Here is a 25545-nt window from a genome sequence, read left to right as displayed (position 1 = left end):
TATGCGGCACGGCTGAACCTGTACTCCTCGGCCTCTTGCCGCGAGGCGACGCACTGCCATACTTACGATGCCGTAGGTTACGCATCCGTAGCCAACGCATCAGTCACTTCCCTCACCCCACAGGGGATCCCATGACCACACGTTCCGACGTGCTCGAAGACGACAGCGGGGCGACGACCGGAACCTCGGCCCCCTCCGCCACTCGCGGCGGGGAGTCCAAGCGCTCCATCGAGCAGCTCGCACTTCTCCTCTTCATCACCGTCCCCTTCCTCGCCCTTCTGGCGGCCGTGCCGCTCGCGTGGGGATGGGGTGTGAGCTGGCTCGACCTGGGCCTGCTGGTCTTCATGTACTACCTGGGCTGCCACGGCGTCACCATCGGTTTCCACCGCTACTTCACCCACGGCTCCTTCAAGGCGAAGCGCCCGCTGCGCATCGCCCTGGCGGTCATGGGCTCCATGGCGGTGGAAGGACCCCTGGTCCGGTGGGTGGCCGACCACCGCAAGCACCACAAGTTCTCGGACGCCGAAGGGGACCCCCACTCCCCCTGGCGGTTCGGCGAGACGCTCCCGGCCCTGATGAAGGGCCTCTGGTGGGCGCACATCGGGTGGATGTTCGACGAGGAGCAGACCTCACAGGAGAAGTACGCACCGGACCTCGTCAAGGACCCGGTGATCCGCCGCGTCTCCCGCGACTTCGTCTACTGGACGATCCTGTCCCTGGCCATCCCCCCATTGGTGGGAGGTCTGGTCACGATGTCGTGGTGGGGCGCGTTCACGGCGTTCTTCTGGGGTTCGCTGGTCCGGGTCGCCCTCCTGCACCACGTCACCTGGTCGATCAACTCCATCTGCCACGCGGTGGGCAAGCGCCCCTTCAAGTCGCGTGACAGGTCCGGCAACGTCTGGTGGCTGGCCGTGCTGTCCTGCGGCGAGTCCTGGCACAACCTGCACCACGCCGATCCGACCTCGGCACGGCACGGTGTGATGAAGGGGCAGGTGGACTCGAGCGCCCGCCTGATCCGCTGGTTCGAGCAGGCCGGCTGGGCGTACGACGTCCGGTGGCCGAGCGCGGACCGTATCGACTCCCGCCGCAGGACCGGGCCCTCCGAAGCGGCATGATGGGTGACGTGGCGATCGACGGCAGCAGTACGAACAGCGAGAAGAGCAGGCCCACTCCGAGCCGGCGTGCCCGCCGCGTCCGCATGACCGGCAAGGAGCGCCGCGAACAGCTGCTGGACATCGGTCGCACCCTCTTCGCCGAGAAGGGGTTCGAGGGCACGTCGGTGGAGGAGATCGCCGCGAAGGCGGGCGTCTCCAAGCCGGTGGTGTACGAGCACTTCGGCGGCAAGGAGGGCCTGTACGCCGTGGTGGTCGACCGGGAGATGAGCCGCCTGCTCGACATGGTCACCGGCGCCCTCACCGCCGGCCACCCGCGCGAACTCCTCGAACAGGCCGCGTTCGCCCTGCTCGACTACATCGAGACGTACACGGACGGTTTCCGCATCCTGGTCCGGGACTCGCCGGTGGCCCAGTCGACGGGCTCGTTCGCCTCCCTGATCAGCGACATCGCCACCCAGGTGGAGGACATCCTGGGCCTGGAGTTCAAGGCCCGCGGCTTCGACCCCAAGCTGGCCCCGCTGTACGCCCAGGCCCTGGTCGGCATGGTGGCGCTGACGGGCCAGTGGTGGCTGGACGTCCGCAAGCCGAAGAAGGCGGAGGTCGCGGCGCACCTGGTGAACCTGTGCTGGCACGGCCTGGAGAACCTGGAGGCGAAGCCCCGCCTGATAGGCCACCGCAAGAACTGACCCCGAAACCGTGTGGGCGGGCCGCCCTTGCGGGGGCGGCCCGCTCACGTCGTCCCCGCCTCGGGAGGCGTTCGCGTCAGACGGTACGGCCGGCCGGGTCAGGACCGGCGTCCCGTACACGATCGACATCGACATCACGCCGGACGCACTCCACCAGCTCCGACCCCGAAACCGCGGGCGGGCGGGAGGCGGGGCTGTGACGGGCTGGGCGTGCGTTCAGGGCGCGGAGTCGGCGGCGAGGGCGTACAGCAGCTCGTAGGCGGTGTTCACCAGGCGGGAGCTGCGGCCCGGGCGGGTGACGAGGCCGGCGACGCCGGTCGCGGAGGCCGGGTGGAAGCCGAGGAACGCCTGCTGGCCGAAGGTCTCTCCGCTGTGGAAGAGCAGCGGCCCGCCGGGGGCCGGGTGGTGGTACCAGGTCAGTGTGTGGGTGTGGCGGTGGTGGAGGCCGCGGCGCAGCTGCGGGATCTGGACGTCGCCCAGGGGCAGGGGCAGGGGCGCTCGCCCGGGGTCGAGGTGGGCTTCGAGGTAGGTGAGCAGGTCTGCGGGGGTGGAGCGGGCGGCGCCGGCGGCGCGGAAGGGGCCCATGTCGACGCCGGGGACCGGGGTGGTGCCGTCCGCGCGGTGGCCGGTCGCGGTGGTGGCGGGGTCGCCGGGACCGAGGGTGGTGCCGGTCAGGCCGAGGGGGTGCGCCACGTGGCGGGTGAGCAGGGCGGGGCAGTCGGTGCCGGTGGCACGGGCCATGGCGGGGCCGAGCAGGGCCACCCCGAAGTTGGAGTAGTGCCAGCGGGTGCCGGGGCGGTGGCGGGGCCGGGTGCGGGCGAAGGTGCGCAGGAGGCGTTCGGTGTCGTACGTGGCGTAGCCGTCGACGTTCGGACGCAGCAGGGCACGGGGCATCAGGTCGCCCGGGATGCGGGGCAGTCCCGCGGTGTGGGTGGCCAGGTGGCGCAGGGTGATGCGGCGCGAGTCGGGGTGGCGCAGGGGCAGTTGGGGCAGGTGGGCGGCGAGCGGGTCGTCGAGGTTCAGGACGCCGGAGCGGGCGAGGTGGGCGAGGAGCAGCACCGTGAAGGTCTTGGTGATCGAACCGAGTTCGTAGCGCAGCGCGTGACGCGGCACGGCCGGAGCGGGCGCGGCGCCGCCGGTGACGGTGGTCCGCCGACCGTGGCGGGTGACGGCGAGCACGACGTCCGGGGCGCGGATCGTGGTGAGCGTGTCCGCGAGGCGGACCGCGAGCGGGGTGACGGGCGTCCTGGCGGCGGGTGCGAGCGTGCTCATCACGCGGCGGACATCGCACGGGAGACGGCCATCGCGGAGGCGAACGCGGCGACCATGGTGGGGTGGTGGACGATGTCGAAGACCTCCGCCTCGTCGCCGTCCGGCATGGCGTGGTGAAGGGGCATCGCCCCGCTGTCGCACTGCGCGGCGGCGTACCGCTCCCAGATCTCCGCGTCCAGTACGGGCCGCGGCAGGCACGTGTCGACGACGAGGAGTTCGCCGAGCAGGTCCCAGTGTTCGAGGTCCGCCCAGTCCTCGATCCAGGCGGGCAGGTACAGCGCGAGATAGGAGGCGATGTCCGGGGGGATGCCGTCCGGCTTCTCGCCCCAGTTGGTGAGGTGGAAGACGGTGTGGGTGATGTCGTACGCGATGTGGTACTGCACGGTCCACGGTTCGGGCAGCCGGCCCAGCCAGGTGCGGCTCACGGCCCGGTCGAAGTCCTCCCTCGGCACCAGGCCCGTCTGGCGTTCGGAATTGATCACGCCGAGCCGCCGGTTGGGCACCATCTCCAACGCCGACCAGGTGAGGGTGCGGCGGCCGGCCTCCATGGCCGACTCCAGTCCCGGGTGGCGGAAACCCAGCTCGTGGAAGGTCGAATAGATCTCCAGGGGTACGGAGGAGAACGGTTCTTCGTGCTGGAAGGCGGTCAGCACATTGCCGCCGTCGAGCAGTTCCCGCCAGGCGAAGTCCAGCAGGTGCCCGGCGCGGATGTGCTGGTGCGAGCCCGCCACGCCCTCCCTGAAGAGCACCCGCAGGTTGACCGACAACTCGCCGATGGGCTTGAGCCGTTCGATGACACCTCTGCTGGTGGCCCGGTCCTCAGGGGTCAGCCGGAAGTGCTCACGGTGGCCGTCGAGCCAGGCCAGAGCCCGGTCGCCGATGCCGTGCAGCAGCGCGGGGGAAGCGGCTGCGGATGTGACGGTCATGGAGCCACCTCGTCTTCGTGGGTCTGCCGCCCGGCGGTCGTCGTCACGGTCTCGTCCGGTGCGGCCGCGCTCTCGTCCAGGGCGATACGGGCGAGGGTGGCGGCGAAGGCGGTCACCAGGGTGGCGTGGTAGCAGGCCGCGAACGCCCCGGCGCGGTCGCCCTCGGGCGGCGCGGCGCCCATCATGGGCACGCTGCCGTCCGGCGCCTGCGCTCCGGCCAGCCGCTGCCAGGCCACCGGATCGTACGGAGCGGCGGGCAGGCAGGCCGTCACGGCCAGCAACTCACCCGCCAGGTCCCACATTTCCTCGTCCAGCCAGCTCTCCAGCCAGGCGGGGAGCCACAGTCGCAGATAGCCGGCGAGCGGCCGGGACATCCGCCCGCGGGCGCGGCCCCAGTCGGTGAGGTGGAAGACGTCATGGGTCAGGCCGTACGCCGCCTTGCGGTCCAGGGTCCACGGTTCCGGCGTCAGGCCGAGGCCGGTCAGTTCCAGCACCGCCTGGAAATCGGCGTGCCGGCGCAGGCCGATGCGCTGCTCGGCGTTGAGGACGGAGAGCGTCCGGGTGTGGTCCCCGCGGGCGAGCCGCCAGTTGCGCAGCCCTGTTGTCGTCGTCAGCAGCTCGTCCATGGCGGTGTCGCGCAGCCCGGCCTGTGCGAAGACCCCGTAGATCTCCACCGGGTACGTCGCATGCGGCTCGCCGCGGACCAGCTCGGCGAACAGTTTCCCGTCGCGGGTCTCGTTCCAGGCGAAGGCGAACAGTCCGTCCGCCACCGAGCGCAGGTCGGCGCGCGGATGTGACGTCCTGATCAGGTGCGTCAGTTCGGCCAGTTCTCCGAGGGGTTTGAGGGACAGATCGGGGTCGGCGTCGGTCGTGACGTCCGGGGGCAGCCGGAAGTGCGCGCGCGCCCGGTCCAGCCATCCCAGGCTGTCACCGGCCATGCGGTCGAGCAGCAGCGCCGGGGCGGCCGTGGCGCCGGTCATCCGCCCCGTCCGTAGAACTGCCGCGCTGCCGCCAGATGGAGCGCCACCCGGGCGTCTCCGTCGCTCATGTGCCGTACGAACACCAGCCCGTTGTCGAGGCCGAGAGTCGGCGGCACCTGCCCCAGCCGGGCCAGCCAGCGCCCGAGGCCGGCGGCTTGGAGCCAGTCCCTGCGGCGTACTGCCCGGACGAAACCACGGGCCAGGTCGTCGGTGCGCGGCGCCAGCCGACCGGCCAGGTCCGTCGCGATTCCCGGAAGTGCGAGCGCGGCCAGCTGTGACGTCCGGTGGGAGAACCTGGGCCAGGGGTCGTCGGCCACCCAGGCCGATCCGGCCCGCGGCGCCTGCGGCCAGTGGTCCGCGCCACCGGGCAGGAACGCGTGCGACGCCTCGACCAGTCCCCGGTAGCTCCACACCGAGACCTCCGACGCGTCGGGTCCCGGCGGGTACGCCGCCAAAGCCTCCCGTACCACCGCCTCGTCGTCCGCGCCACCCGGCGTCGCCCGGTGGTCCAGCGCGTACGGTGCGAGCGCGTCGGCGCCCAGCACTCGGATCGCGGCCGACGCCAGCGCGTCGCCCTGCCGCAGGAGGCGGGAGAGCGCATAGGGGTCGCCCTCGCCCCTGAGGGCGAGGGCGACCCCGTTCGCGGCATCGGCGATCACAGCGCTCAGCGGGACTGCTCCCGCTCCCGTCTGCTCGGCCAACGCATCCGCCATTAACGGGATTCCTTCTTCGGACGGGGAGTCGGCGGTGAACTCTTCATAGTCCCGGCAATCAGCAGCACGGCGCTGCACTCACGCGTGTCGCGGAAGAACCCCTCGGGCTCGGCTGAGTCCAGCAACCCCTCGACCTCGGCGGTCAGAGCGGCCGTCTCGACGTGGGAAGTGCGGTCCATAATCATGGGACCATCTCCTTATTGAGGCGGTATCACCAGGTTTGCACGTGACCCAATTGGTTGCAAACTGCAGGAAAATACGCATTTCAACATTGCGCGGTGACCTTCTTCCGGGCGACGGCAAAGATGCGCCGGAACGGAAAGACCGTGCCGTGCGGGCCCGTCGGGTAGGCGGCGCGCAGAGCCCGGGCGTACTCCGCGACGAATTGCCCGCTCGCCCCGGGGTCGTCGGCGAGAGCGGTGAGGACCGGACGCAGGGCCGTGCCCTTCGCCCAGTCCAGGACCAGGTCCTCGCCCTGGAGGATCTGAAGGTACGTCGTCTCCCACACGTCGGCCTCGCAGCCCAGCGCGACGAGGCGGGTGAGATAGGCGTCGGGTTCGAGCACGGCCGCCGCGCTCCCGCCCGCCCCGCGCAGGCGGGAGCGCCAGCGCGGGGAGTCGCGCAGCGCCGCCAGGATCGCGTGGCTGGGGGCGGCGAAGTTGCCGGGGACCTGGAAGGCGAAGGTGCCGCCGGGCGTGAGGGCGTCCAGCCAGACCGGGAAGCGGCCGACGTGGTCCGGAACCCACTGGAGGAGGGCGTTCGAGACGATCAGGTCGTACGTTCCGGCCCCGGGCGCCCAGGTGGCGGCGTCGGCGTGGACGAAGTCGAGGCGCGGTCCCGCGTACCGCCGGGCCCGCTCCAGCATCTGCGGGGAGTTGTCGTAGCCCGTGACATGGGCGGCGGGCCGGCGCTCCGCCAGCAGCGCGGTGACGTTGCCCGCGCCGCAGCCGAGGTCGGCGATGCGGGCGGGGCCGGCGCCGGGGCCGGGGCCGGGGCCGGGGCCGATGCGGGCGAGCAGGTCGAGGAAGGGCCGGGTGCGGTGGTCGGCGTGCCGGAGGTACTGGTCCGGGTCCCAGGTCGGTCGTACGGTCATGGCGGCAGCCTCGCGGACCGTTTATCTCGATGCCAAGATTCTTTCTTCCAAGAGACTTCATGTCGACAGACCAACTACACTGATCGTCATGGAGGACGAGGTCGACCGACTGGTCGCTGCATGGCGCCGCGAGCGCCCCGACCTCGACGTGGAACCACTCGAGGTCCTCAGCCGTGTCTCCAGGCTGGCCCGCCACCTCGACCGCGCCCGCCGCATAGCCTTCTCCGAGCACCAGCTGGAGCCGTGGGAGTTCGACGTGCTGACGTCGCTGCGGCGCGCCGGCGACCCGTACCAGCTCTCGCCGGGCCAGCTGCTGACCCAGACCCTGGTCACCTCCGGCACCATGACCAACCGCATCGACCGGCTCGCCAAGAAGGGCCTCGTCGAGCGGCTGCCCGATCCGAGCGACCGCCGCGGGGTGCTGGTGCGGCTCACCGCGGAGGGACGCGACCGGGCCGACCAGGCACTCGCCGGCCTGCTCGCGCAGGAGCGGGCCATCCTCGGTGAGCTCTCGCGCGCACAGCGCGGCGAACTGGCCGGTCTGCTACGCCAGTTGACCGCCCCGTTCGACAACATCCCCGGTTAGGTCCACCGGCCCGACCCCCGCCCGGCGCGCCAGCGCGACCGCGGCGAGCGTCGAGTGCACCCCCAACTTCCCCAGTACGTTCTGCATGTGCGTACGCACGGTGTGCGGGGAGAGGAAGAGACGTTCCGCCACCGCCTTGCGGCCCAGCCCGGCCACCATGCACCGCAGCACCTCGCACTCGCGCGGCGTCAGTGACCCGACGAGCCGCTCGCTCTCGGTGCGGTGCTTGCGGGCGGCGGTCAGCTCCCGCAGTACGCCCGTCAGGAGCGCGGGCGGCAGGTGCGTCTCGTCGCGCAGTACGCCGCGGATGACGGCCAGCAGGCGTTGCAGCGAGCAGTCCTTGGCGACCCAGCCCGAGGCCCCGGCCTGGAGGGCGAGGGCGGCGCGGCGCGGGTCGTCCTTCTCGGCGAGTACGACCGTACGAACGGCCGGCCGGCCGGTACGGACGCCCGCCACCAGGGAGATGCCGTCCACCGGCGCGTCCTCGCCCGGCTCCGGCACGCGCACGGCGCGGGCCGTCGCCGCGGCGGTGGCGCCGAGGTCGGCGTCGACGAGCATGACGTCGAACCCGCGGCCCTCCGCCGCCGCCCGCTCCAGGCAGCGCAGCGCGGCCGGGCCGCTGCCGGCCGCGGAGACCTCCACGTCGGGTTCGGCGGCGAGGGCCGCGGCGAGCGACTCGGCGAAGATGCGGTGATCGTCCACCACCAGTACCCGGATACGAGCCACAGACACCCCCATGCCGTGTTGGACCGGAGTGCCCCCCTGGCCCCCGGGGAGGCGGACCACCTGCGGGTACGACGCCCGGGGAAACGGGCGGTCCGGACGCACGGCCGCCGCCGCACCCCTGGCACTGCCCACCCCGGACGGCGTACCCGACTGTCTCGCCCCCTGATCGGGCGCCGGCCCCCACCGGCGCTCCGCTTCAGCGTACGGCGGGGGGCGGGAAGCCGGAGGCGATTCGCGGAACTGGCCGGCCGGGGTGGCCGGGGTGTTTCTCCGTTCAGCGGGGAGACGGAAGGGGGCGGAAGCCGCCAGGAGACGCCGCGGCCGGCTCAGGCGAGGCGGTGCGCTCCCCGGGACGGGACCGCCGGGAAGACCCGGGGCGAGGCGAGCCCGTTCGCCGCGAAGGCCGCCTCGACGGACTCCGTGACCACGTCCGCCGCCGACGACTCCACCAGGACTATCGCCGAGCCGCCGAATCCGCCCCCCGTCATCCGCGCCCCCAGCGCTCCCGCCGCCACCGCCGACTCCACGACCAGGTCCAGCTCGTCGCACGACACCCGCAGGTCCTCGCGGAGCGAGGCATGACCCTCCGTCAGCAGCGGCCCGACCGCCCGCACGTCACCGTCCGCCAGCAGCTCCGCGATCCGCACGACCCGGTGGTCGTCCGACACGATGTGCCGGACGTAGCGCCGTACCGTCTCGTCCTCCAGCCGCTCCAGCGCCTCGTCCAGGCCGGCGTACGGCACGTCCCGCAGGTGGCTCACCCCGAGCACCCGCGCGCCCTCCTCGCACCCCGCCCGCCTGGCGGCGTACGCGCCGTCGCCGAGGGCGTGCTTGACGCGGGTGTCGACGACCAGCAGCGACAGGCCGTGCGCGGCGAGGTCGAAGGGGACCTGCCGGATCGACAGCGAGCGGCAGTCGAGGTGCAGCACGTGGCCCTCGACCGCGCACGCCGACGCCGTCTGGTCCATGATCCCGCAGGGCACACCGACGAAGTCGTTCTCCGCGCGCTGCGCGATCCGCGCCAGTTCCGGACGGCTGAGCCCCAGTTCGTACAGGTCGTCGAGGGCGAGCGCGGTGACGACTTCCAGCGCCGCCGACGAGGACAGGCCCGCGCCGGTGGGGACGGTCGACGTCAGGTGCAGGTCGGCGCCGGGCACCTGGTGCCCGGCCTCGCGCAGCGCCCACACCACGCCCGCCGGGTACGCCGCCCAGCCGCCGTCCGACAGCGGGGCCAGCTCGTCGAGGCGGAGCTGGACGACGCCGCCGTCGACGTCCGCCGAGTGCAGCCGCAGTACGCCGTCGTCGCGGCGGGCGACCGCGGCGACCGCCGTGTGCGGCAGGGCGAGCGGCATCACGAAGCCGTCGTTGAAGTCGGTGTACTCGCCGATGAGGTTGACGCGGCCGGGGGCCGCCCAGACCCCGTCGGGCCCGGCGCCGTACAGCTCGGCGAAGGCCTCGGTGACGGCGGCCGCGGCCGTGGCGGCCGCGGTGGCGTCCGTGCCGGTGGCCGTGGTGGCGGTCATACGTCCTGCCCCTCCCGGCGGGCGAACGCCCACGCGTCCGCGATGATGCCCGCGAGGTCCGCGCGGGACGGGTTCCAGCCGAGCTTCTCGCGCGCCGCTTCGGCGGACGCGACGAGCACCGCCGGGTCGCCGGCCCGGCGGGGCGCCATGACCTCGGGGACGGGGTGTCCCGTGACCTTGCGCACGGTCTCCACGACCTCGCGGACCGAGAAGCCGTTGCCGTTGCCGAGGTTGCAGATCAGGTGGGATCCGGACTCGGCCGCGCCCAGCGCCAGCAGGTGCGCCTCGGCGAGGTCGGCGACGTGGATGTAGTCGCGGACGCAGGTGCCGTCGGGGGTCGGGTAGTCGTCGCCGTAGACCGAGATCGCCTCGCGCCGGCCCTGGGCGACCTGGAGGACGAGCGGGATGAGGTGGGACTCCGGGTCGTGCCGCTCCCCGTACGCCCCGTAGGCGCCCGCGACGTTGAAGTAGCGCAGCGAGACCGCGGCCAGCCCGTGGGCGGCGCACTCGCCGCTGATCATGTGGTCGACGGCGAGCTTGGAGGCGCCGTACGGATTGGTCGGCGCGGTCGCCGCCGCCTCCGTGATGGGCGTGGAGACCGGCTCCCCGTACGTCGCCGCCGTCGAGGAGAAGACGAGCTTGCGCACGCCCGCTCCGCGCATCGCGGCGAGCAGCGCCAGCGTCCCGCCGACGTTGTTGGCCCAGTACTTCTCGGGGTCGACGACGGACTCGCCGACCTGTGAGAACGCGGCGAAGTGCAGGACGCCGTCGTAGGACGGGTCCAGCCAGCGCTCGGCGTCCTGGATGCGGCCCTCGACGAAGGCGGCGCCGTCCGGGACGCCCTCCCGGAAGCCGGTGGAGAGGTCGTCGAGGACGGTCACCTCGTGACCGGCTTCCAGGAGATGGGCCGCGACCACGCTGCCCACGTATCCCGCACCGCCTGTGACCAGGTACTTCTGCTTCACTCGCTCGCTACCTCTCGCAGTCGCGCTGCCGCGGCCTCCGGCGGCACATCGTTGATGAACACATTCATGCCGGACTCGGAACCCGCGAGAAACTTCAGCTTGCCCGAAGTACGTCGGATGGTGAAAAGCTCGAGGTGGAGCCCGAACTCGTGTCGGTCGAGCCCCTCCGCGCCGTCCACGCCGTCCAGGACGCCGAACGGCGCCTGGTGCCAGGCGGAGATGTACGGCGTCGGCGGCTCCCCGGGGCCGAAGATCCGGTCGAACCTGCGCAACAGTTCCAGATAGATCTGTGGGAACTCTGTGCGCGCGCCGTCGTCGAGCGCCCGCAGGTCGGGCACGCGCCGCTTCGGGTAGAGGTGCACCTCGTACGGCCAGTGCGCGGCGTACGGCACGAAGGCCACCCAGTGCTCGCCCTCCAGCACCACCCGGGTCCCCTCGGCGCGCTCGCGCGCCACGATGTCGTCGAAGAGGTTGCGGCCGGTCCGTGCCAGGTGCGCGGCCGTCGAGCGCAGCATCAGGGCCGTGCGCGGGGTGACGAAGGGGTAGGCGTAGATCTGGCCGTGCGGGTGGCCGAGGGTGACGCCGATCTCCGCGCCCCGGTTCTCGAAGCAGAACACCTGCCGCACCTGCGGCAGTTCGGCCAGTTCCGCCGTCCGGTCGGTCCAGGCCTCCAGGACGAGGCCGGCCTGTTCCTCGGTGAGGGCGGCGAAGGACGCGTCGTGGTCGGAGGTGAAGCAGACCACCTCGCAGCGTCCCGCGTCACCGGCCAGGGAGGGGAAGCGGTTCTCGAAGACGGCCACGTCGTACTCGGCGGCCGGGATCTCGCTGTGCCGGCCGTCGCGCGACGGGCAGAGCGGGCATTCGTCGGCGGGCGGGTGGTAGGTGCGGCCCTGGCGGTGCGAGGCGACGGCGACGGAGTCACCGAGCAGCGGGTCGTGGCGGACCTGCGAGGTGGTCGCGATCGGGTCGAGGGGCCGCCGGTCGACGGCGTCGCGCACGGCGTCGTCACGGGAGTCGTAGTAGAGCAGCTCCCGGCCGTCGGCCAACCGGGTCGATGTCTTCTTCACACGCAGACTCCTCATCACACCCACCGAACATAACCGAACACAACAAACCATGAGCGAACAGCACAGTCAACAGTCCCGCCCCGACCCCCACCCGCTTTTCCATCACGATCCAACAAAGAACACCATCAAAAGTATTCAGTTTCGCTATCTGGAGGCGTAGGTTCCGTTCCGATCCGTTCGCTCGACGAAGACGAAGCAGGTCTCCATGCACTACCTGGCCGAAGGGCTTCGGCTCCCCACCAACGGGCTCGACTACACGATCCTGGCGATCTACTTCGCCGTGGTCCTCGGCATCGGGTTCGCCGCCCGGGCCAGCGTGAAGACCAGCCTCGACTTCTTCCTCTCGGGCCGGTCGCTGCCGGCCTGGGTCACCGGTCTGGCGTTCGTCGCCGCGAATCTCGGCGCGACCGAGATCCTCGGCATGGCCGCCACCGGCGCGCAGTACGGCGTGGCGGTCGTCCACTGGTACTGGATCGGCGCCATCCCCGCCATGGTCTTCCTCGGCCTGGTGATGATGCCGTTCTACTACGGCTCCAAGGTCCGCTCGGTCCCCGAGTTCCTGCTCCAGCGCTTCGACAGGTCCGCGCACCTGCTGAGCTCGGTCCTCTTCGCCTTCGCCGCCATCCTCATCGCGGGCGTGAACCTCTACGCCCTGTCGATCGTCGTCGAGGCGCTGCTCGGCTGGCCGCAGTGGGTGTCGATCGTCGTGGCCGGCTTCTTCGTGCTCGCGTACATCACGGTCGGCGGCCTCTCCTCGGCGATCTACAACGAGGTGCTCCAGTTCTTCGTGATCCTCGCGGCGCTCATCCCGCTCACCGTCCTCGGCCTGAAGCGGGTCGGCGGCTGGGACGGCCTGACCGGCTCACTGGAGAAGAACCACGGCGGCGACTTCCTCACCGCCTGGGGCGGTACGGGCATAGGCGACGCCAACCCGCTGGGCGCCAACTGGCTGACGATCGTCCTCGGCCTCGGCTTCGTGCTCTCCTTCGGCTACTGGACCACCAACTTCGCCGAGGTCCAGCGCGCCCTGTCCGCGAAGAACCTCTCCGCCGCCAAGCGCACGCCGCTGATCGCCGCCTTCCCCAAGATCTTCATCGTGTTCCTGGTGATGATCCCGGGCCTGGTCGCCGCCGTGCTCGTACCGAGGATCGGCACCGCCGGCTCGGACCTGACGTACAACGACGCGATCCCGCTCCTCATGCAGGAGCTGCTGCCCAACGGTGTGCTGGGCATCGCGGTGACCGGTCTGCTGGCCGCGTTCATGGCCGGCATGGCGGCGAACGTGTCGTCGTTCAACACCGTCTTCACCAGCGACATCTGGGCGAAGTACGTGAAGCCCGGCCGCGACGACGCGTACTACCTGCGCTTCGGCCGGCTGATCACGGCGATCGGAGTGCTGGCCTCCATCGGCACGGCCTTCATCGCCGCCAGCTTCTCCAACATCATGAGCTACCTCCAGACGCTCTTCTCCTTCTTCAACGTCCCGATGTTCGTGGTCTTCATCATCGGCATGTTCTGGAAGCGCGCCTCGATGAAGTCCGGCGTCTGGGGCCTGGTCGCGGGCACCGCGGCCGCGATGGTCAACTACTTCTGGATCTACAAGCAGGGGATCGTCGACATCCCGTCCGACCAGGGCGCCAACTTCGTCTCCGCGATCGTCGGCTTCGTCGCCGGCGCGGTGGTCATGGTCGTCGTCACCCTCTTCACCGCGCCGAAGCCGGAGGCCGAGCTGGCGGGCCTGGTGTACGGAACGCGCTCGCCGGGTCTCGAGGAGCCGCCCGCCGAGGGCGACGACGCCTGGTACCGCAGGCCCGCCCTCCTCGGCTGGGGCGCGATCGTCATCGCCGCCCTCTGCTATGTCCCCTACTCCTTCTGACCGGAGGCCAGGAAAATGTCTGAACTGCATCGCGAAGTCTCCGATTTGGAGAGCAAGTCCGCGACCGCGGCACGCCTCTTCGACATCCGGCGCATCATCGGCGGCCTGTTCACCGTCTACGGCGTGATCGTCACGATCGCCGGGATCACCGCGTCCGACGCGGACCTGAAGAAGGCCCAGGACGTCAACATCAACCTGTGGACGGGGCTGGCCATGCTGGCGCTCGGCCTCTTCTTCCTCGTCTGGCTCAAGCTGCGCCCGATCGTCCCGCCGCCGGCCGGCCCCGCACAGCCCACCGGGCCCGCCGAGTAGTCCGCGCGACCCACCCGGGCGGGGCCGGACTTCACACGGGGGAGTCCCGCCCCGCCTGCGCGCCGCCCGCCGTCGCCCGGTCCAGCAGCCCCGTCCGTACCGCCAGGGCCGCCGCCTCCAGCCGCGAGCCGACGCCGAGCTTCATCAGGACCCGCTGGACGTGCGTACGGGCGGTGCTCGGCGCGATGCCCATGCCGGCCGCGATCAGCCGGGTGCCCTCGCCGTCCGCCACCCGCACCAGGACCTCGACCTCGCGCGGCGTCAGCATCCGGAGCAGCCGCCGGCCCTCGTCGTCGGGCTGCGCCGCCGGGTTGAGCAGCTCCGCGAAGGCGCCCTGCAACAGCAGCGGCGCCACCGCCGCCTCCCCCGCACGGGCCTTCACCATGGCGCGCTCGACGCCTTCGATGCGCTCGTCATGGCGTACGTAACCGGATGCCCCGGCGGCGAAGGCCGCGGCGATGCCGCGCGGGCTGGGCACCGGGCCGAGGACGAGGACGGCCACCTGCGGCCGCTCGCGCTTGATACGGACGATCGGGTCGAAGACCCCCGGTCCGGCGGGGGCCGCCGTACCGAACAGGCACACCTCGGGCGTTCTGCTGACGACCAGTTCCGCCGCCCCGGACGTGGGGGCGGTCGCCGCGAGCACCCGGTGTCCGCGCAGTTTGAGTGCCGAGGCGAGCGCCTCGGCGAGCAGTCGGTGGTCGTCGACCACCATGAGCCGCACACTCATGGACAACCCCCCATACTCCTGCCCTGGAGCTGGCCCCCCGGCCCTCCTGACCCGGCAAGCTACACGCTTGTTCGACGTCGCGCGCCCCTTACCGGTAAGAAGCCCCTCGGATTGTCGAATTCCACGCGATTCAGGACTACTTGCCGATCGGTGTGTGCCATGGAACGGCCCCGGCTGTGGCGGCGAACCACTGCCGGGGCCGTTGCGACCTGTGCGTCAGGCGCGTCGGGCGCGTCAGCCGGTGCCGAAGCCGGCCGCCAGGTAGCGCTTGAAGCCGTCGCGCTGCTGGCTCATGAGGCGCGCCCCCATGAACAGCCGGCCGTCGGCGTAGCGGTAGTGCGCGGAGTCCACGCCGAAGCTGGTCACCACATCGCGGACCGCGTCGCCGACCGGGAGTTCCAGCAGCAGTGTCTCCTTCATGGACCCGCCGTCGATGCTCACGACCTGGCCGCCCCTGTCGTAGGGCGGCGACTTGTACGCGATGATGTTGCCGCCGTCCATGCGGATCGGGTGCAGCGTGTAGCGCTCGCCCGCGTCGGCCCGGTCGGTGGTGGGCTTGCCGGTCGCGAGGTCGAAGGAGACGATCTCGTTCGTACGGACGCCCACACCACTGCCCTCGTGCTCCTCGGTCGGCACGTAGATCCTGTCGTTGCCGACGGCGACCTTGGTGCAGCCCTCGGTGTCCCGGCACCTCGGCGCGTACTTCTGGGCGTCGACCGCGATCCTGGCGCGCAGCTTGCCGGTCTTCTCGTCGATCGAGAAGAAGTCGGTGACGCCACTGCCGTCGCCCGCCGTGTCACCGACGTCGGCGGCAGCGACCAGCGGCTTGGTGGAGACGATGCTCGCCCGGTCCACGCCGCTCGGCATCTTGTACGTGGCGAGCGGCGTGCCGTCCTTCGGGTTCAGGTACTGGACGGAGAGCTGGGGAGCGCTGACCGAACCGCAGCTGCGCACCGTGGCGAGCGCCTCGCCCCCCGCGTACCCGACGTCGCGGCACTGTTCGGCGTTGTCGTCCGGCTGCCAGCGGAGCTTGCCGGTGGCGACGTCGAAGGCGGCGCCGCCGCCGGTACCGCCGGCGCCGACCGCGTCACCGCCGACCGTGACCTCGCTGAAGGTGATCTTCTGGTCACCCGCCTTGACCGACTTCTGCCACACCAGCCTGCCCTCGGCGAGGTCGATCACCCCGACCTCGGTGCAGGGCGAGTACGTCTTGCCCGCCGGCATCGGCCCCGCGAAGAGGATCGCGGTCCTGTTGTCCTCGGTGACGTGGGGCGACGCCGCGCAGACCTCGCCGGGGAGCGGGATCGTCCACAGTTCCGTGCCCTTGTCGAGGTCGTGGCCCACGACCTCGTTGAGGCCGCTCTTGACGTACGCCTCGCCGGTGATCCAGGAGCCGTTGACGCCGGCGACCGACTCCTTCACCTTCGGGCCGGGCAGCTGGAAGAGGAGCCGGGCGTCGGTGTCGGCCGGCTTCTGCTCCTTGCCTGCGCCGTCGGGCGCGGGCTTGCCGTCGTCACCGCCTCCGCCGGACGAGCCCGCGGAGGAGTTCCGGGCCGGGTCGTCCTTGCCGCCCCCGGCGCTGCCGGACGCGTACCAGACGCCGCCGGCGACGATCAGCGCCACCGCGGCGACCGCCGCGACGACGATCGTCGTCGTGTTGCTGATCTTCCTGCCGCCGCCCGTGCCCTGCGGGGGCGCGCCCTGGGGATAGGCGTACGGCGGCTGCTGCTGACCATAGGGCGGCTGCTGGCCGTACGGATTGGGCTGCCCCGGCTGGCCCGGGTAGCCGTAACCGGGCTGCTGGCCGGGCTGGGCCGGGTAGCCGTACCCGGGCTGCTGGCCGGGCTGGGCCGGGTGGCCGTACCCGGGCTGGGGCTGGGCGGGCGGTCCCGGCGGTGTCTGCGGGTAGCCGTACCCGGGCTGCGCAGGCGGCTGCTGGGGCGCCGGAGCGCCGAAACCGCCCGCGGGCGGCGGGGTCGGGGCGCCGAAACCGCCCTGCGGGGGCTCGTTGGGCGGAGGCGGGGGCGGGGGTTGCGTCATGGCGTACGTACCTCTGGAGAAGGGGGGCGGAAGACGTCGGGAACGTGGACCCGGAACTCAGTCACGTGCCGTCACTTGCCGAAGACCATCATGGTCTTCGCCTCCTTCTCCTCCTTGTCGTTGCTGGCGCTGACGCGGGAGTTCACGAGGTAGAGCTGACCGCCTTCGTAGGCGATCCTCGGGGTGAAGAAGTTGTTCTCGATCGAGGCCGTCGACGCCGGGTTCTGGAGCAGCACCTTCGGCTTGCCGCCGGACGCCGGGATGGTCGCGACCGCGCCGCCCCTGTCGTACGAGCCGTCGATGTGGACCAGGACGTCATCGCCCTCCATCCGCAGCGGCGTCATCGTGCGGTCGGGGCCCGGGGAGGAACGCCACTTGGGCTTGCCGGTGTCGAGGCTGAACGCGACGACCTCGTTGGTGCGGTTGAGGCCGCTCGTCTTGTCCGCGGTCACCATGTAGAAGGTGTCCTCGTCGGCGGCGACGCCGGTGCAGCCTTCGAGGTTCCTGCCGAAGATCACGAAGGTGCCGCCGCACTGCGGCTGGAACTTGTCCTTGCCGCCGTCGATCTCCGAGCGCAGCTTGCCGCTGTCCGTCAGGGAGATGACGCTCCAGCTCTTCTTCTCGCGGTGCGTCGCGGACACGACGAGCGGGGAGACGGAGTAGACCCGGTCGACCTCCCAGCCCTGGGCCAGCGGGTACGACCACTTCACCTTGCCGGTGGCGGAGTCGTGCTCCTGGATGCGCTGGTGGTTCTTGGCGGCCTCACCGGTGGAGCAGGCCGCGGCGGCGATCAGCCTGGCGCTGCTGGTGAAGGCGTACGGCTGGCACTCGCCGGGCAGCTTGCCCCAGAGCTCCTTGCCGTCCTTCATGCTGAAGGCGGTGGAGTGGCCGGTGCGGCCGGCGGTGACGGTGTTGCCGCTGATCGCGATCGTGATGTCGGAGAGCAGGTCGAACGTCCCCTCCTTCCTCACCTCGGCCGTCCAGCCCGCCTTGCCGGTCCCGAGGTCGACCATCTGGAGCTTGCTGCACTTGGCCCGCTCGGTGGTGTCGCTCTTGACGCCGAAGACGATCTTGCCGTCGTCGGAGGCCCTGCTGGGCGCCGCGCAGAGCTGCGTGGAGAGCGGAAGGCTCCACTTCTCCTTGCCGTCGCTGGTGTTGTAGGCCGCGACCTTCTTGTACATGGCCTTGACGACGAGGCCGTTGTCGGTGAACCACGGGCCGAACACGTCCGAGCCGTTGCGCGGCAGGTCCACGTCATTCTTCTGCAGCCACATGATCTTGGCCTCGCCCGACTGGCGCCCGCCGTTGAGGTCGTCGTCGGCGTCGCGCCCGCCGGCGGAGCCGCCGTCGTCCCCGGAGGGCAGACCGCCCGTCCCGGCGTCCTTGCTCCCGTCCGCGACGGGCTTCTTCTTGCCGCCACCGCCGTCACCGCTGGTGGCGAGGTAGACGCCGCCGCCGATAACGAGGACCGCGGCGAGGGCCGCGCCGATGACGACCGCGGGCTTGCCCTTGAAGGGGCCGCCGCTGCCGCCGCTGCCCGGGGCGGGTGCGCCGGGGTAACCGCCGTAGGGACCGGGCTGCGGCGGCTGGCCGTAGGGGCCGGGCTGCGGCTGCTGACCGTACGGTCCGGGCTGCGGCTGCTGACCGTACGGTCCCGGCTGCGGCTGGCTGTAGGGGCCCGGCTGCGGCTGGCCGTAGGGGCCGGGCTGCGGCTGCTGTTCATACGGTCCCGCCTGGCCGGGCTGCTGGCCGGGCTGGCCGGGCTGCGGCTGCTGTCCGTACGGTCCCGCCTGGCCGGGCTGCTGGCCGGGGTAGCCGTACCCCGGCTGCGGCTGCGGCTGCGGCGGGGCCTGCGGGTAGCCGTACCCGGGCTGCGCCGGCGGCTGCTGGGGCGGGGCCGGGGGCATCTGCGGCGGCTGGGGCGGCTGCTGCCGGGGGTCCTGGGGAGCTCCGAAGCCGCCCTGCGGCGGCTGGTTGGGCGGCTGAGACATCAGCGCTTACCTCTTCACACGAGACCGCCGCCCGTTCGGCCTCCCCCGCAATTCCGGCGGCGTAATCCCTCCGGAACGGAGCGAATCGGACTTGAGCCCCGCAGATCTACGTCAGTCGAGCGGGGCTTCTTTCTATCACCCGGCCCCCTCCTGACGAGGGTCCGGCCCGCCCCTGTTCCCAAGGGAGGACCGGCCCGTGACGTGCTCGTTATCCAGCTTTACGTATCTGCTACGCGTCCTCCGCCAGTTCCATCCACCGCATCTCCAGCTCGTCGCGCGCGGTGACGAGTTCACGCAGCTCGGCGTCGAACAGGGCGACCTTCTCGAAGTCCGTGGCGTTGTCCGCGATTTGGGCGTGCAGCTTCGTCTCCTTCTCGGAGAGCTTGCCGAGCTGCCGCTCGATCTTCTGCATTTCCTTCTGGGCCGCGCGGGCGTCGCCGGACGCCTTCTTCTTGACGGGCGCTGCGGCGGCAGCGGGCGCCGGGCCCGCGGCCTCGATCATCTGCTGCCTGCGCTCCAGGTACTCGTCGAGGCCGCGCGGCAGGTTCCGCAGCGTCCGGTCGCCCAGCAGCGCGTACACCTTGTCCGTGGTCCGCTCGATGAAGAACCGGTCGTGGGAGATGACGATCATCGACCCCGGCCAGCCGTCGAGCAGGTCCTCCAGCTGCGTCAGCGTCTCGATGTCGAGGTCGTTGGTCGGCTCGTCGAGGAACAGCACGTTCGGCTCGTCCATCAGCAGCCGCAGGATCTGCAGCCGCCGCCGCTCACCACCGGACAGGTCGCCGACCGGAGTCCACTGCTTCTCCTTGGTGAACCCGAACTGCTCGCACAGCTGACCCGCGGTCATCTCGCGGCCCCTGCCCAGGTCCACCCGGTCGCGTACGCGCTGGACTGCCTCCAGGACCCGCAGGTTCGGGTCGAGCTCGCCGACCTCCTGGGAGAGGTACGCGAGCTTCACGGTCCTGCCCACGACGACCTTGCCCTCGGCGGGCTGGGCGTCGCCCTGCGTGCGGGCCGCGTCGGCCAGGGCGCGCAGCAGTGACGTCTTGCCCGCGCCGTTCACACCGACGAGACCGACGCGGTCGCCGGGACCGAGCTGCCACGTCAGGTGCTTGAGCAGCACCTTGGGCCCGGCCTGGACGGTGACGTCCTCGAGATCGAAGACGGTCTTGCCGAGCCGCGAGTTGGCGAACTTCATCAGTTCGGAGGTGTCGCGCGGCGGCGGCACGTCGGCGATCAGCTCGTTGGCCGCCTCGACGCGGAAGCGCGGCTTCGACGTACGGGCGGGGGCGCCGCGGCGCAGCCACGCCAGCTCCTTGCGGACCAGGTTCTGGCGCTTGGTCTCCTCGGTCGCCGCGATGCGCTCGCGCTCGGCGCGCGCGAAGACGTAGTCGGAGTAACCGCCCTCGTACTCGTGGACTGCACCGCGCTGCACGTCCCACATGCGGGTGCAGACCTGGTCGAGGAACCAGCGGTCGTGGGTCACGCAGACGAGCGCGGAGCGGCGGCCCTGGAGGTGCTTGGCGAGCCAGGCGATGCCCTCGACGTCGAGGTGGTTGGTCGGCTCGTCGAGGACCAGCAGGTCCTGCGCGTCGATGAGCAGCTTGGCGAGGGCGATGCGCCGGCGCTCACCACCGGAGAGCGGGCCGATCACCGTCTCCAGGCCGTGCTCGAAGCCCGGCAGGCTCAGCCCGCCGAAGAGACCGTTCAGTACGTCGCGGATCTTGGCGCTGCCCGCCCACTCGTGGTCGGCGAGGTCGCCGATGATCTCCTGGCGGACGGTCGCGGCGGGGTCGAGCGAATCGTGCTGCGTGAGCACGCCCAGACGCAGGCCGCCGCTGTGCGTGATGCGGCCGGCGTCGGCCTCCTCCAGCTTGGCCAGCATGCGGATGAGGGTCGTCTTGCCGTCGCCGTTGCGGCCGACGACACCGATCCGGTCGCCCTCCGAGACGCCGAGGGACACGCCGTCGAGCAGGGCACGGGTGCCGTAGACCTTGCTGACGGCCTCGACATTGACAAGGTTGACGGCCACGAGTGCGCACTCCAGGGACGGGAAGGGGACAGACGCTCAAGCGTAGTCGCCCCCGCGGCCTTGCCGACGACTGCCCGGTTCCGGGCCGCTCAGGCGCCGAGTACCGTCGCGCCCGGCGCCGGGGACTGGGCCACCCGTGCCGTGCGGCAGGTGCCCGAGGCGGTGAGGGCCGCGGCCACCGCCTCCGCCGACTCCTCGTCCTTCGTCAGGAACGCCGTCGTCGGCCCCGAACCCGAGACCAGGGCCGCCAGGGCGCCGGCCTCCGTGCCCGCGGCCAGGGTGGCGGCGAGGGAGGGGCGCAGGGACAGGGCTGCGGGCTGGAGGTCGTTCACCAGCGCACCCGCCAGAGCCGTCGCGTCGCCCGTGCGCAGGGCGTCCAGGAGCGCCGGGGACGCCACCGGGGGCGGGACCTCGGTGCCCGCCGTCAGGCGGTCGAACTCGCCGTACACCGCCGGGGTCGACAGCCCGCCGTCCGCCACCGCGAACACCCAGTGGAAGGTACCGCCGACTTCGAGGGGGGACAGGTTCTCGCCCCGGCCCGTCCCCAGCGCCGCCCCGCCCACCAGGCTGAACGGCACGTCGCTCCCCAGCTCCGCGCAGATGGCGAGCAGTTCGGGCAGGGAGGTCTCCGTGCCCCACAGTTCGTCGCACGCCAGCAGCGCGCCCGCGCCGTCCGCGCTGCCTCCCGCCATGCCGCCCGCGACGGGGATGTCCTTGGCGATGTGGATGTGCACGTCGGGCTGGACGCCATGGCGCGCGGCCAGCGCGATCGCCGCCCGCGCGGCCAGGTTCGTACGGTCCAGGGGGACCTGGTCCGCGTCCGGCCCCGAGCACGTGACGCGCAGCGAGTCGGACGGGGCGACCGTGACCTCGTCGTACAGCCCGACGGCCAGGAAGACGTTCGCCAGGTCGTGGAACCCGTCGGGGCGCGCCCCGCCCACCGCCAGCTGGACGTTGACCTTCGCGGGGACCCGGACCGTGACCGTCATGCCGCCGCTCCCTTGTTCTCCGCGATACGGGCGAACTCCTCCACCGTCAGCGACTCGCCCCGGGCCTGCGGCGAGACCCCTGCCGCGACCAGCGCCGCCTCCGCCGCCGGAGCCGATCCCGCCCAGCCCGCCAGCGCGGCCCGCAGCGTCTTGCGGCGCTGCGCGAAGGCCGCGTCGACCACGGCGAAGACCTCCGCCTTCGACGCCGTGGTCCTGATCGGCTCGCTCCTGCGCACCAGCGACACCAGCCCGGAGTCCACGTTCGGGGCGGGCCAGAAGACGTTCCGCCCGATCGAACCGGCCCGCTTGACGTCGGCGTACCAGCAGGCCTTCACCGACGGTACGCCGTACACCTTGTTGCCGGGGCGGGCCGCGAGCCGGTCCGCGACCTCCGCCTGGACCATGACCAGCGTCCGCTCGATGCTCGGGAAGCGCTCCAGCATGGTGAGCAGCACGGGAACCGCGACGTTGTACGGGAGGTTCGCGACCAGCGCCGTAGGAGCGGGCCCCGGCAGCTCCGTCACCTGCATCGCGTCGGAGTGCACCAGGGCGAACCGGTCGGCCCGCTCCGGCATCCGCGCCGCGATCGTCGCCGGCAGCGCGGACGCGAGCACGTCGTCGATCTCCACGGCCACCACCCGCTCGGCGGCCTCCAGCAGCGCAAGGGTGAGTGAGCCGAGACCGGGCCCGACCTCGACCACCACGTCGTCGTCCCGCACACCGGCCGTCCGCACGATCCGGCGAACGGTGTTCGCATCGATGACGAAGTTCTGGCCGCGCTGCTTGGTCGGGCGTACGCCGAGCGCCGCCGCCAGTTCCCGGATGTCGGCGGGGCCCAGCAGGTCGTGCAGGGGCTCGGGAGGCGTCTCAGAAGGCTCAGTGCTGCTCACCGCTCAAGCGTAAAGGCCCCCGGCACCCGCCTCGCCCCGCGTGGTCCGTCCCTGCGCCGCTCCGCATACCGGGGTGCCGGGAGGGGACGTGCCGGGGCGCTCCCCGCAGGGCGTCGAACACGACTTCACGCGTCGCGGGCAGCCGTCCCGAACGTTCGACGCCCGAGGAGACTCCCCGGCACGGCACCGCCCCCGGAGCCCCCGCGAAAAACGGCGACCGCACCGCCCCACGGCGGCACCGCCCCCGCCTCAGCCCCGCAGCCTGCCCCCGCAGTGCGGCCAGGGGCTCGCCCCCCGCTGCACGTACAGCTTCTTCGCCCGGAACGTCTGCTCGCCCGCGCTCGCGTCCTGCGGCCGCCCCCGCCCGCCCAGCGCCTGCCAGGTCTGCGTGTCGAACTGGTAGAGGCCGCCGTAGTGGCCCGTGGCGTCCACCGCGCCGGGCCGCCCTCCGGACTCGCAGCGGGCGAGCGCGTCCCAGTCCAGCCCGTCGGCCCCGGACACGGAGGCCGGCCGCTCCTTGGTCCCGACCTTCACGCGCTGGGTGACCGGCTCCCGGGCGATCTCCTCGGCGATCCTTCTCGGCTTCTGCCTGACCCCGTTGACGATCCGCACGGAGTACGTGATTTTCCTGGAGCCGTACTGCCCCGCCTGCACGACGGCTTCGGTGCCCTTGAAGAGCGACGGGTCCGCCGTCCTCTCGACGGCGAACGGGACGAGTTCCTCACGTACTTCCTCGGTGCCCCTGATCCGCATCACGGTGACCGTCTGCCCGTCGCGCGGGAAGCTGCCGGGCGGCACGGAGGTGGTGTCCTGGCCGCGCAGGGTGATGCCGGCCTCCTCGACCGCCTCCCGCACGGTCGCGGCGTTCGTGCGGACGGTGCGTTCGCGCCCGTCCGCCATGAACGTCACGGCCCGCTCGGTGCGTACGTCCAGTGCGAGGCCGGTCCGTCCGATCTCCAGGGAGCGCGAGGCGGAGAGGTACGCGCCCTCCGCGCGCACCCCGAGCTGGCGCAGGGCGCCCTCGACCGTGCGGGCGGTGGTCCACACCCGGCGCCGCTGCCCGTCCAGGGTCAGGGCCACGGGGCGGCCGTACCGGACCACCACCTCGTCGCCGCTCGTCAGTGCCGCGCCGGGCGCGGGTGCGACGAGGTCGTGCGCCCCCACCTCGACACCCTGGTCCTCCAGCAGCTCGGTGACGTCGTCGGCGAAGGTGTGCATCGTGCGGGGTACGCCGTCGACGCTCAGCTTCACCGCCTTGTCGTGGGCGACGAACGCCGAGGTGCCGCCGGCCAGGAACGCGACGACCAGCGCCTGCGGCACGAGGCGGCGCAGTGCCTCCGGGCGCTCGGCGCCCTTGCGGCGCCTGGCCGCGCGCCGGGCATCCGCCCTGCCGCCGGGCACGCCGGGCGCCACCGGTGGGGCGGGCGCGGCTGCCGCGCCCGGGAACTGGCGGGGCAGCCGTACCTCCCGGAGCCCGTACGACGGCGCCGGCGGCGCGCCGTACTCCGCCGTGCGGCGGCCGCTGCCGCGCACCGCCCGGTGACTGCCCTGCGAATTGCCCACGACGCTCCAGAAGTCCGGTCCGCCCCGATGACGCTGCGGGCCGGGACACTAGCGGAGCCGTGGTCACTCTCCAAGGCAATACGGCTACGGAGAGTCGTGGCGGTCGCTGTCAGTAGTCGAACGCACGGGCCGTGTTCGCGGCGAGCGCCGCGGTCAGGACGTCCTCCTCGATCCCCTTGACCGCCGCCATGGCGCGCACGGTGACCGGAATCAGGTAGGGGGCGTTGGGCCGTCCGCGGTAGGGCGCGGGGGTCAGGAACGGCGCGTCCGTCTCGACGAGCACCAGTTCCAGCGGCGCGACGGCGAGCGCGTCCCGCAGGGGCTGGGCGTTCTTGAAGGTCATGTTCCCCGCGAAGGACATGAAGTAGCCCTTGCGGGCGCAGACTTCGGCCATCGCGGCGTCACCGGAGTAGCAGTGGAAGACGGTCCGTTCGGGGGCGCCCTCCTCCTCCAGGACACGCAGCACGTCCTCGTGCGCCTCGCGGTCGTGGATGACGAGCGCCTTGCCGCGCCGCTTGGCGATCTCGATGTGGGCGCGGAAGGACCGTTCCTGGGCGGCCATGCCCTCGGGGCCCGTGCGGAAGTAGTCGAGACCGGTCTCGCCGACACCCCGTACGTACGGCAGGGAGGCCAGCCGGTCGATCTCGGTGAGCGCGTCGTCGAGCGCCTCGTCCCCGCCCGCGATCCGCGCGCCCTGCCGCGACCAGCCGTCGGGATCCCCCAGGACGATGCGCGGGGCTTCGTTGGGGTGCAGGGCCACGGCGGCGTGGACGTTCCGGTGGGCGGCCGCCGTCTCGGCCGCCCACCGCGAGCCCTTCACGTCGCAGCCCACCTGGACGACGGTCGTGACACCGACCGAGGCGGCCTTCTCCAGGGCCTCCTCGACCGTGCCGTCCTGCATGTCCAGGTGGGTGTGCGAATCGGCGACCTCTCCCCGGAGAGGCTCGGGCAGCGGCGGAAGTGCGTCCTTGGGGCTCATGGTCACGATCGTACGAAAACCACGCGCCGTGCCCGCGGTGCGGCGGCCTGCTCCTTCGGGTGCGGCCTCCTACTTCCGGTGGTGGAAGGCGTGCAGCAGGTCCGACAGGTGCCGGTGGCGCTTCACCCGCACCGGGCCCGGGGCGTCGTCGTGAGCCGGTGCCGGTCCCGGCATTCCCACCACCGGTCCGCCCACGGGTGCGTCCACCACGGCGGACCGCAGCATTTCCCTGATCGAGGAGACCTGACCGGCCTTCATGATGCGCACGACGTGTCCGCCGCAGTTCAGGCAGGTGGGGCGGGACAGCGGCGAAGGAACTCGCTCGCCGTCAGCCGTGTAGGTCACGAATGCGTGGCCCTTGCCGTCGACGTGGTGATGTATTTCGAACGACTGCTCCCACCCGTGGCCGCACCTCATGCAGGCGAAGGCGTAGGCCTCGTGAACGGTGGTTCCTGCGCCGGCGGTGTCTGCGATCTCGCTCATGCCAGCTC

The 25545-nt window shown here is 71.9% G+C and carries 24 protein-coding genes; 5 read left to right on the top strand and 19 right to left on the bottom strand.

Features of this window, described 5'->3' with window-relative positions; genetic code table 11:
- Positions 1-131 precede the first annotated feature (131 nt).
- Both BN1555_RS18970 and BN1555_RS18965 read left to right on the top strand, forming a co-directional pair.
- Entirely contained in the window at positions 132-1115 is a 984-nt protein-coding gene (locus tag BN1555_RS18970; RefSeq protein WP_093800497.1) for an acyl-CoA desaturase, read from the top strand.
- Positions 1112-1801, top strand: coding sequence for a TetR/AcrR family transcriptional regulator (locus BN1555_RS18965; RefSeq protein ID WP_093800496.1), 690 nt, complete (start codon positions 1112-1114; stop codon positions 1799-1801). Before BN1555_RS18970 ends, BN1555_RS18965 begins: the two co-directional genes overlap by 4 nt.
- Before the next feature lie 216 nt (positions 1802-2017).
- On the opposite strand, the gene BN1555_RS18960 is transcribed toward BN1555_RS18965, so the two are convergent.
- From BN1555_RS18960 to BN1555_RS18935, 6 genes are all read right to left on the bottom strand, one after another.
- On the bottom strand, positions 2018-3073 hold the full coding sequence (locus tag BN1555_RS18960) for a serine hydrolase domain-containing protein (RefSeq protein ID WP_093800495.1): 1056 nt from the start codon (positions 3071-3073) through the stop codon (positions 2018-2020).
- Positions 3073-3999 (bottom strand): DUF6895 family protein, encoded by a 927-nt coding sequence (locus tag BN1555_RS18955; protein WP_093800494.1) that lies wholly within the window; start codon positions 3997-3999, stop codon positions 3073-3075. The genes BN1555_RS18960 and BN1555_RS18955 overlap by 1 nt, the downstream gene beginning before the upstream one ends.
- Positions 3996-4979 carry a DUF6895 family protein gene (locus BN1555_RS18950; protein WP_093800493.1) on the bottom strand — a complete coding sequence of 328 codons (984 nt, stop codon included), beginning with the start codon at positions 4977-4979 and terminating at the stop codon, positions 3996-3998. The genes BN1555_RS18955 and BN1555_RS18950 overlap by 4 nt, the downstream gene beginning before the upstream one ends.
- Positions 4976-5692 carry a hypothetical protein gene (locus BN1555_RS18945; protein WP_255306090.1) on the bottom strand — a complete coding sequence of 239 codons (717 nt, stop codon included), beginning with the start codon at positions 5690-5692 and terminating at the stop codon, positions 4976-4978. The genes BN1555_RS18950 and BN1555_RS18945 overlap by 4 nt, the downstream gene beginning before the upstream one ends.
- Positions 5692-5871, bottom strand: a complete 180-nt coding sequence (locus BN1555_RS18940) for a hypothetical protein (RefSeq protein ID WP_255306089.1) — start codon at positions 5869-5871, stop codon at positions 5692-5694. The genes BN1555_RS18945 and BN1555_RS18940 overlap by 1 nt, the downstream gene beginning before the upstream one ends.
- 86 nt (positions 5872-5957) lie before the next feature.
- Positions 5958-6785, bottom strand: a complete 828-nt coding sequence (locus tag BN1555_RS18935; protein WP_093800491.1) for a trans-aconitate 2-methyltransferase — start codon at positions 6783-6785, stop codon at positions 5958-5960.
- 88 nt (positions 6786-6873) lie between these two features.
- Here BN1555_RS18935 and tamR point away from each other — a divergent pair, with 88 nt between their 5' ends.
- Positions 6874-7371 carry a MarR family transcriptional regulator TamR gene (tamR, locus tag BN1555_RS18930; protein WP_093800490.1) on the top strand — a complete coding sequence of 166 codons (498 nt, stop codon included), beginning with the start codon at positions 6874-6876 and terminating at the stop codon, positions 7369-7371.
- On the opposite strand, the gene BN1555_RS18925 is transcribed toward tamR, so the two are convergent.
- The 4 genes from BN1555_RS18925 to galT form a co-directional block, all read right to left on the bottom strand.
- Positions 7330-8097, bottom strand: coding sequence for a LuxR C-terminal-related transcriptional regulator (locus BN1555_RS18925; RefSeq protein WP_093800489.1), 768 nt, complete (start codon positions 8095-8097; stop codon positions 7330-7332). The genes tamR and BN1555_RS18925 overlap by 42 nt on opposite strands.
- A 326-nt stretch (positions 8098-8423) precedes the next feature.
- Positions 8424-9620, bottom strand: coding sequence for a galactokinase (gene galK / locus BN1555_RS18920; protein WP_093800488.1), 1197 nt, complete (start codon positions 9618-9620; stop codon positions 8424-8426).
- Positions 9617-10585 (bottom strand): UDP-glucose 4-epimerase GalE, encoded by a 969-nt coding sequence (gene galE, locus BN1555_RS18915; protein WP_093800487.1) that lies wholly within the window; start codon positions 10583-10585, stop codon positions 9617-9619. The genes galK and galE overlap by 4 nt, the downstream gene beginning before the upstream one ends.
- A complete protein-coding gene (galT, locus tag BN1555_RS18910; RefSeq protein WP_093800486.1) occupies positions 10582-11652 on the bottom strand; it encodes a galactose-1-phosphate uridylyltransferase in 1071 nt (356 codons plus the stop codon). Before galT ends, galE begins: the two co-directional genes overlap by 4 nt.
- Positions 11653-11857: 205 nt before the next feature.
- On the opposite strand from galT, the gene BN1555_RS18905 reads away from it, so the two are divergent.
- Together BN1555_RS18905 and BN1555_RS18900 are read left to right on the top strand one after the other, a co-directional pair.
- Positions 11858-13528: a sodium:solute symporter family protein gene (locus tag BN1555_RS18905; RefSeq protein WP_093800485.1), complete on the top strand. Its 1671-nt coding sequence runs from the start codon at positions 11858-11860 to the stop codon at positions 13526-13528.
- A gap of 15 nt (positions 13529-13543) precedes the next feature.
- Positions 13544-13840, top strand: coding sequence for a hypothetical protein (locus tag BN1555_RS18900; protein WP_093800484.1), 297 nt, complete (start codon positions 13544-13546; stop codon positions 13838-13840).
- A 31-nt stretch (positions 13841-13871) separates the two neighbouring features.
- Here the strand turns inward: BN1555_RS18900 and BN1555_RS18895 are convergent, their stop codons facing one another.
- The 9 genes from BN1555_RS18895 to BN1555_RS18855 form a co-directional block, all read right to left on the bottom strand.
- Positions 13872-14570, bottom strand: a complete 699-nt coding sequence (locus BN1555_RS18895) for a response regulator transcription factor (RefSeq protein ID WP_093800483.1) — start codon at positions 14568-14570, stop codon at positions 13872-13874.
- A gap of 234 nt (positions 14571-14804) precedes the next feature.
- Positions 14805-16610, bottom strand: a complete 1806-nt coding sequence (locus BN1555_RS18890; RefSeq protein WP_093800482.1) for an outer membrane protein assembly factor BamB family protein — start codon at positions 16608-16610, stop codon at positions 14805-14807.
- 71 nt (positions 16611-16681) lie between these two features.
- Positions 16682-18601, bottom strand: a complete 1920-nt coding sequence (locus BN1555_RS18885; protein ID WP_093800481.1) for an outer membrane protein assembly factor BamB family protein — start codon at positions 18599-18601, stop codon at positions 16682-16684.
- A gap of 229 nt (positions 18602-18830) precedes the next feature.
- Positions 18831-20633: an ABC-F family ATP-binding cassette domain-containing protein gene (locus BN1555_RS18880; protein WP_093800480.1), complete on the bottom strand. Its 1803-nt coding sequence runs from the start codon at positions 20631-20633 to the stop codon at positions 18831-18833.
- An 89-nt stretch (positions 20634-20722) separates the two neighbouring features.
- Positions 20723-21622, bottom strand: a complete 900-nt coding sequence (locus BN1555_RS18875) for a 4-(cytidine 5'-diphospho)-2-C-methyl-D-erythritol kinase (RefSeq protein WP_093800479.1) — start codon at positions 21620-21622, stop codon at positions 20723-20725.
- On the bottom strand, positions 21619-22512 hold the full coding sequence (gene rsmA, locus BN1555_RS18870; RefSeq protein ID WP_255306088.1) for a 16S rRNA (adenine(1518)-N(6)/adenine(1519)-N(6))-dimethyltransferase RsmA: 894 nt from the start codon (positions 22510-22512) through the stop codon (positions 21619-21621). Before rsmA ends, BN1555_RS18875 begins: the two co-directional genes overlap by 4 nt.
- Positions 22513-22761: 249 nt before the next feature.
- On the bottom strand, positions 22762-23970 hold the full coding sequence (locus BN1555_RS18865; RefSeq protein WP_304364558.1) for a resuscitation-promoting factor: 1209 nt from the start codon (positions 23968-23970) through the stop codon (positions 22762-22764).
- Positions 23971-24184: 214 nt separating this feature from the next.
- Positions 24185-25054 (bottom strand): TatD family hydrolase, encoded by an 870-nt coding sequence (locus BN1555_RS18860; protein WP_093800477.1) that lies wholly within the window; start codon positions 25052-25054, stop codon positions 24185-24187.
- A gap of 69 nt (positions 25055-25123) precedes the next feature.
- Positions 25124-25537: a hypothetical protein gene (locus tag BN1555_RS18855; protein ID WP_093800476.1), complete on the bottom strand. Its 414-nt coding sequence runs from the start codon at positions 25535-25537 to the stop codon at positions 25124-25126.
- Positions 25538-25545: the final 8 nt, after the last annotated feature.

The organism is Streptomyces sp. Wb2n-11 (assembly GCF_001049855.1).
Lineage (GTDB): Bacteria > Actinomycetota > Actinomycetes > Streptomycetales > Streptomycetaceae > Streptomyces > Streptomyces altiplanensis.
This window is presented reverse-complemented; position numbering and strand designations above follow the sequence as displayed.